Annotated in this window: 16 protein-coding genes; 6 read left to right on the top strand and 10 right to left on the bottom strand. The window is 41.5% G+C overall.

Annotated elements, in window-relative coordinates:
* Window positions 1-30: 30 nt before the first annotated feature.
* Genes IFU39_RS03275 through IFU39_RS03260 form a run of 4 tightly spaced genes read left to right on the top strand, consistent with a single transcriptional unit; the run spans window position 31 to window position 5,159 of the window.
* A complete protein-coding gene (locus IFU39_RS03275; protein WP_062319764.1) occupies window positions 31-708 on the top strand; it encodes a TnsA endonuclease N-terminal domain-containing protein in 678 nt (225 codons plus the stop codon).
* The gene (locus IFU39_RS03270) at window positions 701-2,677 is read left to right on the top strand and encodes a hypothetical protein (RefSeq protein WP_192131249.1); all 1,977 of its coding nucleotides are present in this window, start codon (window positions 701-703) and stop codon (window positions 2,675-2,677) included. Before IFU39_RS03275 ends, IFU39_RS03270 begins: the two co-directional genes overlap by 8 nt.
* A gap of 18 nt (window positions 2,678-2,695) precedes the next feature.
* Entirely contained in the window at window positions 2,696-3,679 is a 984-nt protein-coding gene (locus tag IFU39_RS03265; RefSeq protein ID WP_192131247.1) for an ATP-binding protein, read from the top strand.
* A gap of 1 nt (window position 3,680) precedes the next feature.
* Window positions 3,681-5,159, top strand: a complete 1,479-nt coding sequence (locus tag IFU39_RS03260) for a hypothetical protein (RefSeq protein ID WP_192131245.1) — start codon at window positions 3,681-3,683, stop codon at window positions 5,157-5,159.
* A gap of 280 nt (window positions 5,160-5,439) precedes the next feature.
* On the opposite strand, the gene IFU39_RS03255 is transcribed toward IFU39_RS03260, so the two are convergent.
* The 4 genes from IFU39_RS03255 to IFU39_RS32720 all read right to left on the bottom strand — a co-directional run bounded on the left by IFU39_RS03255 (window position 5,440) and on the right by IFU39_RS32720 (window position 7,544).
* Complete coding sequence (locus tag IFU39_RS03255) at window positions 5,440-5,838, bottom strand: RDD family protein (protein WP_149846706.1); 399 nt, start codon at window positions 5,836-5,838, stop codon at window positions 5,440-5,442.
* Between the two features lie 312 nt (window positions 5,839-6,150).
* On the bottom strand, window positions 6,151-6,615 hold the full coding sequence (locus IFU39_RS03250) for a hypothetical protein (RefSeq protein WP_105599017.1): 465 nt from the start codon (window positions 6,613-6,615) through the stop codon (window positions 6,151-6,153).
* Between the two features lie 160 nt (window positions 6,616-6,775).
* On the bottom strand, window positions 6,776-7,321 hold the full coding sequence (locus IFU39_RS32725) for a hypothetical protein (RefSeq protein ID WP_244660851.1): 546 nt from the start codon (window positions 7,319-7,321) through the stop codon (window positions 6,776-6,778).
* Window positions 7,275-7,544, bottom strand: a complete 270-nt coding sequence (locus IFU39_RS32720) for an ABC transporter transmembrane domain-containing protein (RefSeq protein WP_223199716.1) — start codon at window positions 7,542-7,544, stop codon at window positions 7,275-7,277. The genes IFU39_RS32725 and IFU39_RS32720 overlap by 47 nt, the downstream gene beginning before the upstream one ends.
* Before the next feature lie 388 nt (window positions 7,545-7,932).
* Here IFU39_RS32720 and IFU39_RS03240 point away from each other — a divergent pair, with 388 nt between their 5' ends.
* Window positions 7,933-8,490, top strand: a complete 558-nt coding sequence (locus IFU39_RS03240) for a helix-turn-helix domain-containing protein (protein ID WP_091019408.1) — start codon at window positions 7,933-7,935, stop codon at window positions 8,488-8,490.
* Window positions 8,491-8,544: 54 nt separating this feature from the next.
* Window positions 8,545-9,018, top strand: coding sequence for a YbaK/EbsC family protein (locus IFU39_RS03235; RefSeq protein WP_192131242.1), 474 nt, complete (start codon window positions 8,545-8,547; stop codon window positions 9,016-9,018).
* A gap of 151 nt (window positions 9,019-9,169) precedes the next feature.
* On the opposite strand, the gene IFU39_RS03230 is transcribed toward IFU39_RS03235, so the two are convergent.
* From IFU39_RS03230 to IFU39_RS03205, 6 genes are all read right to left on the bottom strand, one after another.
* Window positions 9,170-11,677: a WG repeat-containing protein gene (locus IFU39_RS03230; protein WP_192131240.1), complete on the bottom strand. Its 2,508-nt coding sequence runs from the start codon at window positions 11,675-11,677 to the stop codon at window positions 9,170-9,172.
* A 136-nt stretch (window positions 11,678-11,813) separates the two neighbouring features.
* On the bottom strand, window positions 11,814-13,229 hold the full coding sequence (locus IFU39_RS03225) for a DUF4179 domain-containing protein (RefSeq protein WP_192131238.1): 1,416 nt from the start codon (window positions 13,227-13,229) through the stop codon (window positions 11,814-11,816).
* A gap of 13 nt (window positions 13,230-13,242) precedes the next feature.
* Entirely contained in the window at window positions 13,243-13,785 is a 543-nt protein-coding gene (locus IFU39_RS03220; RefSeq protein WP_192131236.1) for a sigma-70 family RNA polymerase sigma factor, read from the bottom strand.
* Window positions 13,786-14,003: 218 nt separating this feature from the next.
* A complete protein-coding gene (locus IFU39_RS03215; protein ID WP_091019417.1) occupies window positions 14,004-14,282 on the bottom strand; it encodes a hypothetical protein in 279 nt (92 codons plus the stop codon).
* Window positions 14,269-16,101, bottom strand: coding sequence for a hypothetical protein (locus tag IFU39_RS03210; RefSeq protein WP_192131234.1), 1,833 nt, complete (start codon window positions 16,099-16,101; stop codon window positions 14,269-14,271). Before IFU39_RS03210 ends, IFU39_RS03215 begins: the two co-directional genes overlap by 14 nt.
* A 4-nt stretch (window positions 16,102-16,105) precedes the next feature.
* On the bottom strand, window positions 16,106-19,660 hold the full coding sequence (locus IFU39_RS03205) for a DUF4132 domain-containing protein (RefSeq protein WP_192131232.1): 3,555 nt from the start codon (window positions 19,658-19,660) through the stop codon (window positions 16,106-16,108).
* Window position 19,661: the final 1 nt, after the last annotated feature.

The following is a 19,661-nucleotide window of genomic DNA, read 5'->3' as shown; positions in this document are numbered from 1 at the left end:
ACTTAAACAAATTATGAAGGGATGTTCTTTGTGGAGAAAAATCAAGGCATTAAGTATCATCCTATCAAGATTTTAAGAAGTAAGAAATATGGAAATAATTATTGGACTTCACGTGGAAACAAAGTAAATAAACGCAATATTGAGCTTTACAGTGATTTGGAGTTTGATCACTGGCTTACTGTGGAAACAAATCCGGACGTTTTAACGTATTGTGAGCAACCTTTGAAAATATCATATGTTTTAAAGGGGCAATTACGTACAAGCATATTTGATATGTGGACTTTGAATCAGGATGGTAAGGAAACCTTTGTGGAAGTCAAATATGAGAAAGAACTCACATCAAATCATCCTAAATACGATCGAACCAAACGTCAGATTGAGGCACAACAAGAATGGTGCAGATTAAATCACAAAGCCTATGAAGTTCGTACTGAGAAAACCATTAGAAGGGGGCGGCATTCAATAGAAAACAGAAAATCCATTGTCACTGCAGTTCTGAATAGTGAAATGCCCGCTTGTATCTCAGATGTATTGGCTCGTATAACGGTGCGTAACAAGAAGATTCAAGAAATCATCAAAGAGATATCTTGTTTTAAAGCAGAAGATGTAAATTTGGCACTCAAGTGGTTATATTACACGGGCAATCTCACAGTAGACATTGAAAACCAAATTTGGGGAAGCCAAATGGAGGTATGTAAAAATGAGTAGAGCACGTATCTATGAAAAAACTGGATTAGAGCAGGAACAAATTAATCCTGTACATTGGCCCAGTGTAGATGAAAGTTCAATTAAGGAGCCGATGCGTACGAATTATATTCAGCGTAAAAAAGCCGTTTATATGTACTTTAGTAGAGATAGATTAGAGGAAATCCAAGAATCGACTGGAGTTTCTCCTCGAAACTTGAGAAGGTTAGTTCAACGTTGCATGCAGTATGATCGAGATGGTGTCGTTTTAGGGTTTCGGGGATTAATTCCACAGAAAAACGTAAAAGTGTACCAACTTAACGTATTTAATAAAAATCAGAATAACGATCGAAAAACAGGTGAATTTAATCGATTTCTTGATATGCATCCTGATATTAGGGAACTAATCGAAGATTTATTCCTGGGAAGAAAGAATCGCTCCTTGGAGCCAGTAATGAAAGTAAAGCACGTCCACAAAAGATTTATAGAAGAATGTCGGTTAAAAGGAGTAACTTACTCAGATTATCCCCTTAATACAGAATGGATGGGATACAAAGCAGTACAACGTTACCTTAAGCAATTAGCTCTACAAAATTTCAAGAAATCCGTTGCTCGACACGGCAATGATGCAATGCAAAAAGCAAGACATGTGGGAGAGGAAACACAAAACCACATTTCAAAGTTATTCCCATTCCAAGAAGTTCAGTTTGATGCTCATCGTATTGATGGTTTTTTTGCAGTAGATTTGACTACACCTGATGGAGATCTGGTAACTAAGCTTCTAGAGCGGTTTTGGATTCTAACAATTATTGACGTGGCCACTCGTAACATCTTGGGATACTCCATAAGTTTAAGTAGAGAATATAGTGCCAGTGATGTCATGCACTGCGTTCGTAATTCAGTTATGCCACATAAGCAGTTAGAGCTGACAATCCCTGGCTTATCGTATCATTCCGTCGGTGGATTCCCATCAGAAAAGTTTCCTGAACTAACCTGGGCAGTTTGGGATGTGATCTGTTTAGATAATGCTAAATCACATTATGCCAACATGGTAAAAGATCGACTGGACAACTTAATTGGTTGCTTTATGAATTTAGGGCCTGTAGCACTACCAATGAGAAGGGGGATCATTGAAAGATTCTTCAAAACACTGGAAGAAAACGGATTCCATCGTCTACCAAATACCAGTGGTAGCGGGCCGAATGATCCACGAAGAAACAATCCTGAGGAGAAGGCTCTTCGCCTAAACATTACCTATGATCATTTAAAACAACTGATTGATGTACTGATTTCCAACTATAATGGTACTCCCCATGGCGGAATTTATCACCAAACACCTCTCGAACTTTTGGAAAAAAGAATGACAACAACTGGAATAATGCCGAGACGTCTTGAAGAAGCCAAACGATCGGAGTTGCTTTTTATGCAGACTACTCAAAAACGAACTGTAAGAGGCTCTTTAAAATCCGGTAAGAAGCCTTACATCCAGTTTGAGGGAGTTGAGTATCGAAGTGAAGGGCTTGCTAACTCAGCGTACTTGTTAAACACTGAACTTGTGCTACATGTAAACGTGGATGACATTCGCACGTTAAAGGCTTTTCTTCCAGATGGAAGTGAATTTGGTTATTTAACAGCAGCCGGCCGATGGTCACTTACAGCTCATTCTCTACAAACTAGAAAAGCTATAAACTCTCTAGTTCAAAGAAAACTACTCCACTACACAACTTGGGATGATCCTATTTTCGTTTACACTGACTATCTCATGCGTACAAAAAAATCAAGGAATATGACAAATAAAATTACTCAAGTTCATGAAGTAAGTAAATATGAACCTTCTAATTCGCCCAAAGAACAAACTAAAGTGTTGGAAGAAGCCCATCGACAAAACGAGTTATTAGATAACGTACGAGAAGAGCAACTCAAAAAAGATAAATTAAATGAAATGGATATATACGATCAACTATTGAAACAATTCAAAACAAAATCATTTTAGTGGAGGAGTTAATTTCGTATGAATACACCAACGGTACTCATTGGGACGCATCCGATTGAAGTTGGCCACTATTTGTTGCCAACGAAAGAAGTTCTCCGATTAATGGAAAGTATAAAAAAAATTATTATGAATCGCTTACCTGGAATGATTGTCTATGGTCGACCGAGAATAGGAAAAACATTTGCTATAAAATTCGCAATTGAAAATTTCCCGACATACATGGAAGCTCCGTTACCGATTTTGATTGCTAATAGCAATTCCTATAAAGTTCCCAGTGAAGAAAAGTTTTTTGTTGACATGTTACAAGATTTTAAATTTCCTTTTATAAAAAGGAGAAATCCATCCGATTTGCGAAACCAAATTGTCAATCTGTTAATGGAGAAAGCTGAAAAGTCCCGTTTAAGAAGAATTATTCTAATCATGGACGAAGCGCACCGCCTAACAGAGTATCATTATAACTGGTTAATGGATATCTACAATCAGTTGGATCGCGAGAAGATAAGTATGTCTGTTATATCTGTTGGGCAGGATGAGCTGTTGGCAAGAAGGACATTCTTTCTCGAACAAAAAAAGTCACAGATTATTGGTCGTTTTATGACTCATGAACATCGTTTTTTTGGTCTTACTTCATTGGAGGAAATAAAGCGTGTTCTTAGATGTTATGATGCGCCGGACATATCTTGCTATCCGGAGAATAGTGGATGGAGCTACACTCGTTACTTTTTTCCCGAGGCGTATCAAAAAGGATATCGACTTGAGATGGATGCTGATACAATTTATCAACAATTCATGTCACTTCGAAGAGAACATGGAGTATCCTCAGATTTAGAGATTCCTATGGAGTATTTCGCTTATGCAATTGAAAATGCGTTAAAGATATATGGAGCTCATGGAGAACAGTCAGAATGGATTACATCACAACAATGGTTGAATGCGATTAAGCTGTCTGGTTACATTGAATCTGAGATCTACATGGCTCTAGCGCATAAGGGAGCTAATTAAAATGAGCGTCATTTGGAGAAAAGAATGGTTGTATGAATATGAGTCACCCTGGTCTGTATTTGAGAAATTAGCTCTAGTTAACATAGCTGATCGTAACGAATTACTTCGTTATTTTGGAGATGACAAAATAAAAGACGTAAAGCATAACATTGGGAATAAAAAGAGAGATCTTATAGAATTAAGAAGTTTTAATGAAGAATTACTTCATCAAACTTTAAAAATCAACCTAAAAGAACATAACAATCATATTATTCAATCGCTGATTAAACCTTTTCATGGTTTATATCATTCTTGGGAACATTGGTTTTACAAAGATCTTCATTGGTGTGAAGATTGTTTGAGCGGGGGATATCATTCCTGGTTTCACCAATTTAAACTGTTTGATGAATGTGTGTTTCATGAGAGTAAGTTGATTAACTCGTGTCCTAAATGCAAAGAAAAAATACCATTCTTATTAACTAATAAACAATTGGATCATGCATTTATGTGTAAGTGTGGACATTCTCTCGCTCAGTTGCATTCATCTAGTTGGAATGAATGGAGGGGACCGAACGATCTAGACCAAACTATACTCCGATGGCTTCAAAACTCGGATGATAATAAAATTCAGTCCAAATGGATCATTCATGCACAGCACTGCAACTTAAAATCGTTAATCAAAGCTTCTCCAGAGGAAACTCTTGAATTTGACGATTCTAATCCTGTTCAGCAGAATCAATATTTTTCCACCCCTTTCCAAAATGAATTATTGCGTGTTTGTTCCGCTGCATACCAGAGAGTAGAAGAAGAACTACTAACAACTGTATTGGAGGAACATAGACATTGCATTTCTCAACTAATGGAACTCAAAAAAACAGATGAATTAGCTGAATTTCCCACTATATGTACATATGCATATGCCTATGTATTTTGGAGAAAATCTCTGCTGAACAAAGAATACTTTTACTGTGACACCATGTGTAAAACAGTAGATAATGATTCTTTCTATAGAGGACCATTGATCATAAGAGATCACTTAGAATACTTTGCAGACCAAATCGTTAGTCATCAAATGAGAAGTGCGGGGGGGATTAATCAGAACGCATTATTCTGGGTATTAGAAAAGATAGTAGCTCAATTTAGCGCAAACTTTTTTATGGATTGGTTGAGAGTTGCAGGAGATAGAAGTGTAGAAGCAAGTGTACCTCAATGGAACGAAATTGAACAAATAAAAGATAAAAGTTTCCCAAACATAGCAATAAAATATATTAAATGCGAAAATTCTTCATCAAGCTCAGTTGAGTTTTATTATCTAGATGAAATTCAATCGAGACCTAAATGGAAATGTCCGCACCAGGATGGGCGAAACAAAGAAGCGATTCAAACTATGAAATCTTTTACACCTCAGAAAATCGCAATGCTCGTTATGAGTAACCCTGATGAAGAGAACTTAAAGCTACAAAAGTCAGTTGATAAATATGTGAAAAGATTAAGTTTTTAAAACCCGTTAATTTTCAAATTTGAAAATTTAACGGGTTTTTTTATTTCTGTAGCGCTAATAAAATGAAGAGAAGAACAACATCAATCGTCAATGGGTACAAGTTCTTGTCCTTTAACGGTACAAGTTCTTGTCCTCAGACATCTAATGATTCGTGTAGAATGAAGTCACCACAGTCTTGGACGTAAACATATGTACAAAATACGAGTTTTGTGAAACAGTACTAATGATTTAAAAGCTGCACAGTGATTTTTACCCCTGCACAGCCAGTTCATTCTTCGAGTTAATCCCAAACTACTTCTGTTCCTGCTATAAAATCGTGAATCGCACGTCGATCCTCACGCAAACCAACCATAAAAGCACTCACAATAACTCCGATACCCAAAGTTATTATATACACAAGTCCAGCCACGACAACTCGCATCAGCATCGTACCAATTTTTGGCGGTTCGTGTGTATCGTATTGGCGGATTCGAATTCCACATATACGTTTGCCTATGGTTCGACCATACCAGTAAACTGGTAATAAAATTGAGTATATTGCACTAAGTAGTTTGGCAATCGGCTCATCCGTATCAAAGTTACCCGTAAGCACACCTGCAATAATCACTAACGGAATTGAAATAATAAGACTATCCAACACATTTGCTCCTAATCTAATCCAAAAACCTGCTTTATACAAAATGCTTTCCTCCAAACTACAATTTTAAACTAAACGGCTAATTTACTTCATGAACTCCCTTCATTAAAATATCTAACTTTATGTACACAACTCAAATAGTATAACAGAAAATTTTACCTTTTTACGATAAAACTCCTATTTCATTTACTTGCATCTTTTGTGAATTTTATAACAAACTATCGAATTAACTTGACTGCTGTTCATGTTCACTACTTACTCTTACATAATCCTTTCTAATATTGTATTTAGCTTCTGAGTCTTCATGAAAACACCATAATAATTATGTAAACCAAGAAAGCTACTCAACATTTGTTAAGTAGCCTTCTGTTTGTTCTGCATCTGCCCTCTTCGCCAAATCTTATTCTCCACAAGGCCATAGACTAAACCGGCGATGGCAAATATCCATATCGATGTCATTCGGTTCAGATGGTATCCATTCACGAAATATGGATTGTACATGAGATCAAAAACCCACAGCCCGCCCCATCCAAACCCAATCATATAGATGAAAGTTCTCATCATAGGAAAGCATACATATTTCCGCAGCAGCCATGAGATCGGGATAAGAATAACAATATAAAAAGCGACTAAATAGTGACCGAATCCCAGGATAAGCGACAAAATATATATCAAGCCCCCTAGATTACGTAAGCCGTAATACTCTGTCGTTGTAATATGGTACCCTTCAATCCTCTCAAGAACGATGAGTGCTGTAAAGAAGATCCCGATAAATATCAGTCCTAATACCATGTAACGTTGAACCGCGTTCACCAACATCAGATCACCCCAATGTCTAAACGCAGCCAGAACCGTTCAAGTTACATGATTTCGAACAAATTACACAATTACACATAGGCGTTATTAGGTTCTGTTAAATGTTAAAAGTTAATCCATCGTAAATTGCTCTAATCCAACGACTACTTCTGACCTTCCAGAATCATCGTACCCAGGCGGTCCATAAGCTCCATTCTCCCCATCGCTGTGTACGAATAATTGTAATTATCGACATTAGAGATTTCAGGCCCCATTCACCGTATAACATCTCAGCTGCACCTTTATCGGAATAGATGACCAGGTTGTTTGGATATGTCTCAATTACGGCAAAGGATTCACCATGTACAGCCGCCTCCAGCTTTTGTTTCCACTCTGCCGATTTCGCATCATACTTGGCCAGATATTCATCTTTCTTGCTTTCTTCTCCAAACGTATCTGCCAAGAATGTCAGGTGATCTCTCCAATCATAGTAAGAGTAAGGCAATGCAATTGTAGGTCCCATGATGCCTTCCAACCCAATGGAAGCTGACTTCAATTCATCAAAAGAACGACGCAGCCGTTCAAAACGTTTGCCCCCCATATTGTGGGTCTTGATCTCACGAATACCGCTCAGGTATTCCTGCAGCCGGCTGGCGGCTTCGTTTTTGGCTCGAACATGGTTCTCACTCAGTCGTGCCTGAATTGAATCCGTAAGCCATAACAGAGCCACACCTAAGGGAACCGCAATTCATAGCTACGGCCATTCTCCAATCCACCAACAGAAGCCCGCCAAAAGCAAGCACAGGAAGCACAATTGCACTGATTAGCTGCGACAGATTGTGAGAGATCGTATGCTCAACCTGACCATAATCACTCAAGATCAGATTCTTCAGATCCCCAGGATCATGTTTTCCGAAAAATCTTAACGACAGATGACGAATATGTTCGGCCAACTACAACCTTCCTGAGGCCGCGAGGCTGTATGGTGCCCGATAGGTCTTGTCATAGAGCGAGACATAAGCCGCATACTCCACCAGAAGCCACACAAACAAGATTATAAGCCCTATTGGACATATGACCTCGTCGCTTAACTTGAGAATGAATGGTGAAGTATTTACATTCTCGCCAAGCAAAAGAAGTGTTGTTGGAGAAAGTTTTCGTTTTTTATTGTATAGACAAATATGACTTCTTTGATCTGTCACTCCCGTAATATTTTCCATTTAGTATGGATAAATATGTGAAGGAGTTACTTACATCATTAAACTGTCGCCTATTGAATCCAACTGCTAGTATGTTATATTATAGTTTAAAATGCTATAACATACAAAAAGGAGTGATGCAATGCAATCGCCAGTATTAACCATTGGAGAACGGTTAAAAGAAATACGAGCAACTAGAAATCTTACACTTGAAGATGTTTCTAAACTTACTGATGTAAGTAAGCCTATGCTTGGACAAATTGAAAGAGGACAGTCTTCACCAACGATTACAACTCTTTGGAAAATCGCAGTCGGCTTAAAAGTCCCTTTATCTTTATTATTGGAAGAGCTAGAAGATGAGTGCAGTGTGGTTGATACACGGTCCAAAGACGCTATCATTGAAAATGATGGAAAAATGAGAGCATTTCCTGTTTTTCCTTTTGACCCTACCCGTAACGTTGAAATATTTTATATCGAATTTGATCCTGGATGTCACCATCCATCTGAAAGGCACCTTGATGGTGTGGAAGAATATGTTTTTGTGGTACAAGGTATGTTAGAAATGGTAGTCAACAAAAAGAAAATTGTTTTAAAAGAAAATCAGGCACTCCGCTTTCGTGCTAATGTTTTTCATTCCTATAATAATCTTTATCAAGAACCATGTATCATTTACAACATGATTTTTTACCCAAGAACATAGGCAAGTTTCATCTATGATCTTCTAGAAAATATTTTAAAATGAGGTGTGCTGATTATGGCAATTGAAAAAGTAAAAGATTTTTTTAAACAATATGGTATGGATTCTCAAATTATCGAATTTGAAGTATCTAGTGCAACCGTGGATTTGGCTGCAACTGCATTAGGTTGTAAGCCAGAGAAAATCGCAAAAACACTTTCTTTTATAGTGAATGGACAAGCTGTTTTAGTAGTTGCTGCCGGGGATGCAAAAGTGGATAACAAAAAATTCAAAGAGTATTTCAAAACAAAAGCAAAAATGCTTTCTCCTGATGAAGCCATTGATATGGTTGGTCATGCCATTGGAGGTGTTTGTCCATTTGCTATCAAAAATGATGTTTCTGTTTATCTAGACATATCTCTAAAACGTTTCGATACAATCTATCCAGCTTGCGGGAGTAGCAATAGTGCTATTGAACTTACAATAAAACAATTAGAAAAATTCTCTGGTTATTCAGAGTGGATTGATGTATGTAAAGGATGGAATGATTGATTTATAGTAGTTCTATATGGGTAGCGCCAACATTTTGACTGTTTTATACGCTAAATATTAGCGGACAGTTGCTTAAAGCAGGAAAAATCCGCTGTCTTTGTGCCTTAACGTCCTTAGCGTATATTTACGTTAAAATGTTGGCTGTACTCAATCAACTATGAAAAGCTCTCCAGAACGAACCTTCTGTATTAATGATATCCTTGATCTGAACAAACGGAATTGTAAACGTTGGAAACCCTGCTGCATAGGGTGCGATATCATATGGGTTGAAGTAGAGATGCAGAGCATCCGCTGTAACAAAAAACGGCTGATCCGCACTAATGCCCGTATAAGTGTCTGGAAACACATAAGAGTATTGAGGATCATTTTTGATCTGATCCCCCACAATCTGGCTTAACACTTTTACGTAGTCACTATTCGGCTTAAATAAATCCTTCAGCTCATACAACTGACCATTCGTCAGATTAATAATCGCATAGATCATCGTAGGCATACCATGCGCTGCACCAGCCGGGTAGTTGTAACCTGTGAGTTGCAATTGCAATAATTGCTGCTGATAAAACGTAATATCAAAATCCCCTGTATACGTATAATCCAGCTGCTGATCCGCAGGGATCGGTTTAACCTGGGAGAGTTGCTTCAACCTGGCATTCAGCGCAAGCTGCTCCGCTTGGTTCGTTAATCCCTCCACCTGCGGATAATATACGAGGTAGTCCCTATTTGGTTTGTACTTCTCTTCGCGTACACGGTACGGCGGATGAAGCGGAACGATTGTATTTTGCCGCCAGATGATCTGTCCGGCCCGATTCACATACGATAAGCGCTGGTCTACATTTGCCTTGATCAGATCTGGTGCCACGACCTCCAGCGTACCCGAACCTTCTACATGCGGATACCCAGCGGCAGGTCTTCCACTCAGATCCAGCAGATAGGTTTGTCTTCCATCCGATGCGGAAGCAAGGCCGTTTTTGTAATTACCTACTTCGCGATATAGGAACTCCGTAAGTCTTCTGCCATTTGTATCTGCAATCGCGTATACAGAGCCAATGTAAGGCTGCTCCGGATTAATTGCTTGCCCCAGCGCATAACGATGCTCGCCTAGTTCGCGGATGTCATTATAGGCGGGTTGAATGATAAACGATCCCTCCGTATTAATGACACCATAGTTCGATTTGTAATCCTCTGCTGTATTAACAATCGCTTGCCCGCCGCTAAAAGGAAATGCCGATGAAAACTTGGGCTGAATGCGAATATTACCCCGTTCGTCGATGTATCCATATTTGCCCGAGGTTTCTTTTTGAAAAGCAAGCAGTCCATCCCCCAGTGGTCCCACATAGGCATATGGATACGTTGCGAGCCGATGTCCATTGCGATTAATGAGTGCATATTCATTGTCCTTAATCTGCACAACTGCTTTGCCATCTTGAAAATCGTTCGCCGAAGCGAACTGTGCAGGTATCACCTCATTGCCCGACGCATCCAAATAACCATACCGACTCACCGAACCATCTGCCTGACCAGGGTTTGAATCGTAAAATAACGCTCGACCGTCGTTCATATTCGAGATATACGGGTACGCCCGTTTGGTCAGGACTATACCTTGTTCATTAATCATCTTAAATCCTTGAGAATCAATTGTTATCGCCCGTTCTTCGGAAAAGGAATTGATGGAATCGTATACAGGTTGAACGACATACTGCCCCTGAAGATTAATAACACCGGCACGACTGTCCTTCACAACCACAGCCAACCCATTGGGCTGAAACGCTTGCGCGTCATTCAATACCGGCTCAAGCCGAATGTGGCCTTGTGCATCCATATACCCCCAACGCGTCCCACTCGTAGTTCGAACGGAGATTGGATATAACCACGTTGTTACCCGGGCATGGCTTACAGGGACCATCGCCTGCTTAATTTTCTTTTCGAGCTCTTGTAGTACCTCTCTGGAAGGATACGCTTCCGGGAAACTGAGTGCCTTCTGAACGGAAGCGAGTGCTGCCGGATACTGGCCGGCATGGTACTGAGCATCCGCAAGGTAATACCAGTAAAAGATATAATCAGGGTATTGCTGGGTTAGTTGCTCGTAATATTGCACCACTTTGGGATAATAGGTTGCATATACATCCGGTGCAGGAACCCATTTCCCATTCTGCCATCGGATAATCTCCACACGATAGGCTTCCCCTGTATCATGAATCCAGAGTGCAATCTCCACCTTGCCATCTCGACCATGTGGACCAGGCATATCTATAATCTCTGCATAGCTATAGTATAGATCGTCAGGCGCCAGATCTTTGAGCCCGGATTCCGTCCAGTCATATACGGCAAGCTTAGACCAAATAGAACCAATCCGCCAACCGATAATGAGATTATTCCTTGCCGTTGAAGTTACAGGGGCTGCAGTCATTAAAGTCACCCCATACCCCAATCCCTTAATTAGTGCCATCTTGATCCAATGTCCTTGAACAAATTTTAGAATGAGCAAATACAGCTCACCATTCAACTGATAGACTGCAGCAATCTCCGGCATACCGTCACCGGTAAGATCTGCCGCATAAATCGCTGGATGTTGAACAGGTTTATCGATAGTGACGACCGTTGCACCAGCCGGAATATGTTGATTCACAATCTGCGTTAACAGCGGTTCGCTCATGGACATATCAGTTTCCTCCCTTATGACCGCATTCGCCTAATGGTATGCTTCATAAATCGGGATATGACATGTAATTCATTTCTGATGACAGAACAAACTTCCGATCGCATTTATCCCCCTATTCTTTGATTCACTTTTCATATTATCTATCTTGCAAAGTTACTTTCTCCCCATTGAGTAGCAGATAGCTCACATCGTTCACCGGAATGGTCTTAGGGGATATCCACTTAATGAAATCCTGATCCAGCTGGAGGAAACCAGATTTGCCAGTCAACTTGGTACCATCCTTCAGGTGAACTTCAATACTTAGATTCTCCATGCGAATCTTGCTCAGAGCCTCACCTGTAAGTGTTACGCCAACCGAGGAAAGAGTTACATTTGCCTGTGAGGCTCCATTTGCATCAAGCTGAATGTTTCCTTTTTTACTCAAAGCATTTTGACCCAGGTTGAAAGTAGTTTTCCAATTCCCTTGTACAACTTCACTAATGCTCGTAAAGCTGCCTTGGAGTCTCAGCGTATCTAAATCGTCAACAGCAGACAGATCATACACATACTCAATGTAATCCCCACCAATGTCTACTCCATTTTTCATGTATCTCCCGTAGCTAATGGAATATTGGGGAATATCGAGCTTTTGACCTTGCTCATCCGTGAAGTAGAAATATCCATGATTATACTCGCCAATCTCATTATCCGGATTAATCTGAATGTGTAACTTGCCCTCCACAAAACCCATATTGGAAATATGCATCCAATCAATACCGGAAACAGGGACATTCGTTACATCTTGATGCAATACCGGAATTGGATCGGTTTCCATTTGAATATCAGTTTTACCTCCCCAGCCACTTATACGATCTCGCTCCAGGATTTCATAACTATTGTTTTGCTTTTCTTGGAGCAACTTCTCCCAGTCCACTTGTACGTTGTAACCATCTTGAAGAGATGTACCTGACATCAGCGTATTAATCTGAACGGTAATCCGATTTTTGCTGACTTTTCCTTGAATGAGGAATCGAACAATAGCCGTTTTGTTAGCTTCATCATAATGAATAATCTGAGCGTTGTTTGCATTACCTCCGGTGACCCTGTAATCATATACATCCAGCGTCTCGTCAATACGTTGACCCGTCAGATCTGACAAAGAAACATAGATTTCCGTTGTATCTCCGTCCCTGACAGCACCTATAACCTCCATTCGAATCCCTTGATTTTCACTCACCTGATGAACAGGCTGAAGAATGCCAATCCGATCTGCACCTAGAAAATGAAGAATAGAAGGCAGGTCAATGATGCCCATGGATGCAGCTGCCCCTGTAACAAGACATAACGATAACGCAGCGGTTACAGGAATATAGGTGGCTTTGCGATACCTTTTTCTTTTATTCATGGACTTCTTGTTCTGTGCGGATGGAGCAGATGGATATAATACAGGTGGATAAAATGATGAATCTGATCTCGTAATGGTCGGTGGTTCATTCAGCGCCAATTTATCATAGAACAACTTTTTAATATTAAAGAGGTTCTGCTCAGTGAATTCTTTTTCGGATTTTCGCATTTGATCGCCTCCTTTATTTCCTGTTCATCCACCATGTCCTCAATCGTTGCCTGGAGCGATAAAGCTTGTTATGGACTTGCCTAACGTGTAGGGACAACGCTTCCGATATCTCATGGGGTCTCTGTCCTTCGTAAAACCGACGTTTCATAATCTCCCGTTCCGGTTCTGGAAAAGAGTCAATCATTTGATTAAGTTCCGTATATGTCTCTTTACTGATCATCTGAACCAACAAATCATCCGTTTGCACCGAATGAATCTCCTCTTCATATGTAAGCTCAGTTCTTCGATTAAGTTTCCGGTAGCGATCAATCGCTTTATGTTTTGTGATTGTTGCAAGGTAATTTTTCAAGCTACTTCGCCCAGATTGGAATGCATCCGGATTCTGCCAAAAAGCAAAAAAGGTATCTGCTACGCATTCTTCAATCTCTTCTGCCGATGCATGATGTAGGATGGAATGAGCAATCTTCCATAACAAACCTGCGTAGTGGTTCATCACCCATTCCATGGCTTCAGGATCACGATTCACTACTGCCTTCCGTATTTGTTCTTCTTCCACGATTATGTATCCCTCCCTTCCATGCTCATATCACGAATGCTCGTGTTGATCCGTGCTTCCTACCTATATTCGTTTGGCAAATGACTTTTACTTACTCCACGATAAAAAAAGATTTGCAGTGACCTAGAGGCCTTCTGCAAATCTTCTATATTCTATACTATATCTTATTTATTACATCATATCGCTTCATGTGCCTTCGCTTGGAATACTAACCAATATTACGCCTCTTCTTGCACACTGAGCTGTACATATTGGGTGAGACGACAATACTGAAATAACAGCAACTCTTCATTACCTTGTCCAAGAGCCACGCTACGCCCTTCCTTGATGAGGTGATTCAACAACTCATACAGGAAACTCATCTGCAACCGCGAGGATTCCGCTGCGAGCTGCTCAAGCACCTCAATATCCCGGATCGTAAACTGGGATAACCCGCGCAGCAGCAACTCTTCTGACCAGCCGTTAATTCTCTGCATGAACTGATTATATTCTTCCAAGTCTGCCCATCCTCCCATTACCGATATCCAGTTTCAGACTGAGCACCGTTTGACTCTTCAGGAAACTGATCGGGCTAATCCGTTTGGGTTCCACACGCACAAAGGCGTAGAAGTGTTCAAGCGATTGGGAACCATATCCTGACTCCAGTCTTTGGATCATCGCCTGCCAGTCCGATGAATACGGGAGAGTGAGCGCCAGTCTTTCCCCTTCGGTATTCTCAACTGTCAGGACAAGCTCCTGCGTTTGTTTGACAAAGTTATGGTCCACAATTCGAGCAACTTTGATCACAGCCAATCGTTCTTTGGGAGCAGCAAACAAGTCGAACGATCGCGATTCCTCTTGAAGTACAGAGTTTACATCTTGCATGGTTTTGCCCAGATTCAACGTTTCCACACCCGTTCGTGGCAAAATCGCAAGTTTGGCACCTTCCCCGGAAGAGATCCGGCGTTCTTCATTCACTTTAACGGAATGGAATTGAACTTCTTCACCCACAAACTGGCGAAAGGTCAGATTAGGCAACCATGGTGTGAATGCACCATAATGCTCTGTATATGAGAACTGCTGATCATCATAATATACAGCACGTACATCGCTATAGGTGTAGATTTCCTCATCATCGAAACAATAGAAGTAATAGGTGATTCCACGGAAACCGGATCGTGTCTCCCACGCATCAGCTCCCAGTCCATACAGGTGAAGTGAAGGAACCGTAAAGTATTTACTTCGAAAACTGCCAATGAGCTGACTCTGCTGAATGACAGGTACCTTTTCTTCTTCAAGAACCTGGAGTGCAAGATACAGCTTGCTTACCCGATCCAACATGGATTGCATGGAGAAACGTATATGTCTGTTAAAAAATAACTGTAGTTCCCCTTGAATACCTCGCAAATTGCGTTCTATGTCAGGCAGGTTGCCACTATGAGCTGCAATTGCCAAAGTCTCCAGTTGTGCCATGTAGGACTGAGGAAGGCGGGCCAGTCCCGTCTTCAACAATCCTGCGAGCATCATGCGACATTCCTGCACCGTCTGCAGAGAGAACTTGGCTTCGTACACCCTTCCACTTAATGCATCCGTATCATCCAGCCCTTTTAGTGAACGATATCGTAGCAAAGCTTCAAGTTTGGCCATCTTTCCGGCTGTCTGCGGCAACTTGCAAAGAGCTTTCGCAAGACTGGCTTCCTCGGTAAAAGACACCTCCATATCCTGACTTGTTAGCTGTACCGTAAGAAGTGAATCTACGATGATCTTCACCTCTTCAGGGTACCTTAGGCGGAATACAACTTCCTCCAACATGGAAGAGCTATACGATTTAATCAGTGTTGTAAGGTCAAACTCCGTCATCCAGTGAAAGCGAGACTCCATTTCAAGAGATGGCGAATGCGAAACTACGTTTGAATCATCCCTATTTGATGCGGAGTTTGATACTGATTCTGTTACTGATACGTCTTTTGATGCGTCCAACGAATCGTTATCCGAAATCCCTGAGTCTTTATCCAGCACATGGTTTTCATCTGCACTCATCGAATCCTCTAACAAATGTTCCCGTTGATCATATAGAATTGCGATCAGCACATGCTTGCAGATATGCTCTGACGGACAGGAACAATTCCAATGATCCAGCGTATTTTCAAGCGTACATTGTGTCCCGTCACTGAGCTGACAACTCACAGATGATTCATTCCATTTGTACGTTACACTTACACCATTGTCCAACTCTTTCAAAGACCTTTTGTACAACCCTTTGTTGGCATACCGAATCAGATAATCCTCTGTACACAGCTTCGAAAAACTTCGGAATTTCTCTTTGAATCCACTCACGTCATCAACGCCCCGTTGCTCTCAATATATCGTAGATCGTTTCACTGAATACTCGACCTGGAACGTTGCCCAGAGCAATCGGTTTGTTGTCCCCATAGTAATAATATTGCTTGTTATTCGGTTTGAAGAAATGAAGGGATTCCAGGGTAATGTCATCCAATCCCTCGTAATACGTGATGCTCGTACCGCTGAATTGTAATTCTGCAACAAGATCTCCGTACTCTTTATAAAATTCATGATACCAGCCGCCGTCCTGTGCCGGCCCTTTGATCCAGCCATATTTCTCCAGTACTTTGGGGAAAGCCGTTGGTGAGAAATCAGACTCAGGCAGATGATCGTATTCATTCTTCGTTTTATCCTCATCTTCCGGCTGGTGAATCTCACGATTCAGTTGCTCAAATGGCTGCTTGATCTCATAATCCTCCAACTGCGTTGTCCAACCTTCAAGCGTTACCTGATCCAGTTCCAACGGATGTATAAGTCCCACCTGCGCACCCGAAGGCAGATCAACCTCGTCTTCATCCACGGAATTGAATGTGCCGTCCTCCATATAACGGAAGGTGCTGATCAGTGCGCCATCCTCATACGTTCCCCAGATCAGACCAACAGCAAATTTTTGCATAATGACATTTTGTACAAACAAGGCTTTCCACTCATCGGCAGACCACAGACGTTGTTTGGATAATGATTCTTCCAGACGCTGCGCCTGAATGTTAACCATGGATTTGAGATCTTTTTTCAGCTGTGTGAAACGTGCCTTGGACTGTGCTGCCAGATCAGCATCATCTTTCTGTGCAGGAGCAGGCAGACTCTTCACGGATTTGCCCGTTTCTTCATTAAGAACAACCACTTGCAAGTCTCCATTGACCTTAACCAGGAAGGAGCGCTCTCCGTAACTCAGCTGCATGGTTCCTTTTTCATCAAAACCAAGTGTAGTGACAAGTCGATCTTCAAGTTGCTCCGCAGTAAGTCCCATATTGTCGGCTGCAAGCTGCAATGCTTCTTCTGCTGCACCTTTCACCTGACGGTTCTTCACGCTACGTTTGATTTTGTCAATCGCCATAAGAGCGGATGGATCTTTCAGATAAGCAAGCACTTTCACAGCATCTGCTGCAATCGCCCCACGACTGTTTTCTGTCCATTCCTTAATTTGCGGAGTCAGAATATTTACAATCTGAATATCGCCAAAAAGTGCTGAAACATACATCACCCACTTTTCTTTCGCGGGGGCACCTTCCTGAATCCAGACCTGAAGCAATTCACTTGCAAAACGAACGAGTGATGCCTCACTTACGTAGTCCCTTAATTCATTTAATCTTTCATTGGGTCCTGACGTGTGATCCAGCGATTGCACCAGAACATATAGCTTAATTCGGTCATCTAACGGCTGATTGTCCTCTGTTCGCATCAGGGAAGGGAGATCTTTCAGGGACAACCAACTTAGTCTGGACAGCTTTTTGCTATCTGCCTGATCGGCAAGTGCAGCATGAGCATACTCCGGGCTCAGATCTGCGGTATTGAGCAGAATTTGAATCAAGTTCTTCCAGTCCGCTGCCTTCTCTTTCTTCAAAAGCTCACCGTACAGCTCCTTGCTGTTTTCCAGACTTCGGATTGCAGTCAGAGCCATCTCTTTGATTCCCGCTTTTTTCTCCGAGAGGTATACGAGCGTATACAAGTCCTGATCAGGAATCCGGTTGAATTCGGCTAAAGCCACGCCGCTCGCCTTCTTGGACGAATCCTGTAGTCCAGCACGAATCGCTTCGGCCAATATTTTCTTCGATAACTCATCACGCTGTTCAAAGGTAATCTCCAGAATTAAAATACGCGTATCCGTTGGCAGTTTCTTGTACTGTGTCAGTGCATAGTCCAGATTCTGCTGAATGATTCGGCGGTATTCGTCATGTGGCATGGATTTGTATCTATAGTCGGTCATGCCATTGAGTGAGATCAGGCTCGTTAGCAATTTCTCACGTTTCACCTCAGGATCTTGCCCATAACGTTGAAGAAGCTGCTCTCCACTAAACGCGTAAGAATTGTACATGTCTGAGACAATATCCAGCGTCCAATCAGGATGAGTGGTCAGGATTGCGAACCTGCGCATCGCCTCTGAGTCCAAGGGCAGAAAACTAATACTAATGAGGTTGTGAACACGCTTCTTATCCCGATTCAGTTGATTAAACAACCCGCGACTATTCGGGTCCTCCCAATATTCTTCAAGGGTGTTTTCCCCACTTAAATATCTTGCAATCGCAATTCCTTGACGTCCCCCGTCCAAAGGATGCCGCAGAGCGTTGAATACCGCTTGCTCCACTGACTCCTCCGCATTAGGCAATGCCAATCCTTGATCCTCCATGAATTTCTGAATGCAAAGTTTGAGGAATGGCGGTTTGATAATCTCGTATGCTCGAATCGCTTGTTCAGGACGATTTGCGATCGCGGATTGTAGCATGTTCCAGGATACCGTGTACGAATTAAGCTCGTCCCGCAACATTTCAACTAACTGATAAGGCTCATCCAGAGGCACAAGTCCAGCAAGCAGATCATTTGGACTCTTTGCTCTCGGGTCCATACTTAGCAGGTAACTGCGAACTTCAAGTGGATAAATCTCATGTAACTGATGCAGGGTGTGAAGCAAAACATGCCCAATCTCACTATTCGCATCAAGAAAACGTTGTTTACCTCCACTAATGTTAATCAGGTACAACAAGGCACTGCTCACCAGTACCATCGTTTGATGGAATACAGCATGTGAACATTGCTCTTTTGGAGAGAAAGACGTATTGGGATATAGCTCCGCTATGAGCTGATTACGCTTTTGCTTGAGGAATTCATCCTTCAATTCTTGGGAAGATCCGTTATGCTTCCCTTGAATATTACTGACCACTACAGGTTCAATCAACGTATGTAGCTCTTCCCGCAACTGATCTGGATCATTAGCCATCACATGTTGAAACAACGCTGGCAACGATTGAGCAGAAGATTCAACTTCTGCATGAGAAGGGGTATTACTTAGTTTCGAATATAGTTGCAGGAGCATTAATGCATTAATGACATCCCGATAATTCCCCTGACTGTCCGCTTTTTTGGAATCAAAAAGCCACTGGGCACGTTTTAATTTACTCTTCAATTCAGCCAGAATTTCGTTCTCGCCCGCAAACTGTTTGATCTTCTCCAACCGGGCCAACAACCCGCCCATGCGATCAGAACTTTTGCTCTTCCCGCTTAAGCCGTAGGCTTCTGAATCATTTCCCATACAGATGGTAAAGGCATCCGTTCTCCATGTATTTCTTTTGGAATAAGTCGATTCCAGATATATCACAATAGCCCCGGCACGGTAAAAGATGTCGCCGTCCTCTTTTTTGGCGAGCTTCATGAGCAGATCAATCGTTTGATACACATAATGACTCGAATTTCCCAACATATCCGGGAACTTGTCTGATGTTCCCAAGACATAATCAATAATTTCGGAGCTTCGATCTGTTTTTAATGAATACTCGTTTGAACACGTTACTGCGAATTTCTCCACCAAAGTTTCTAATGCACGATCTGTGGTAAGCATT

Source organism: Paenibacillus sp. CFBP 13594 (genome assembly GCF_014842675.1).
GTDB lineage: Bacteria > Bacillota > Bacilli > Paenibacillales > Paenibacillaceae > Paenibacillus > Paenibacillus amylolyticus_B.
This window is presented reverse-complemented; position numbering and strand designations above follow the sequence as displayed.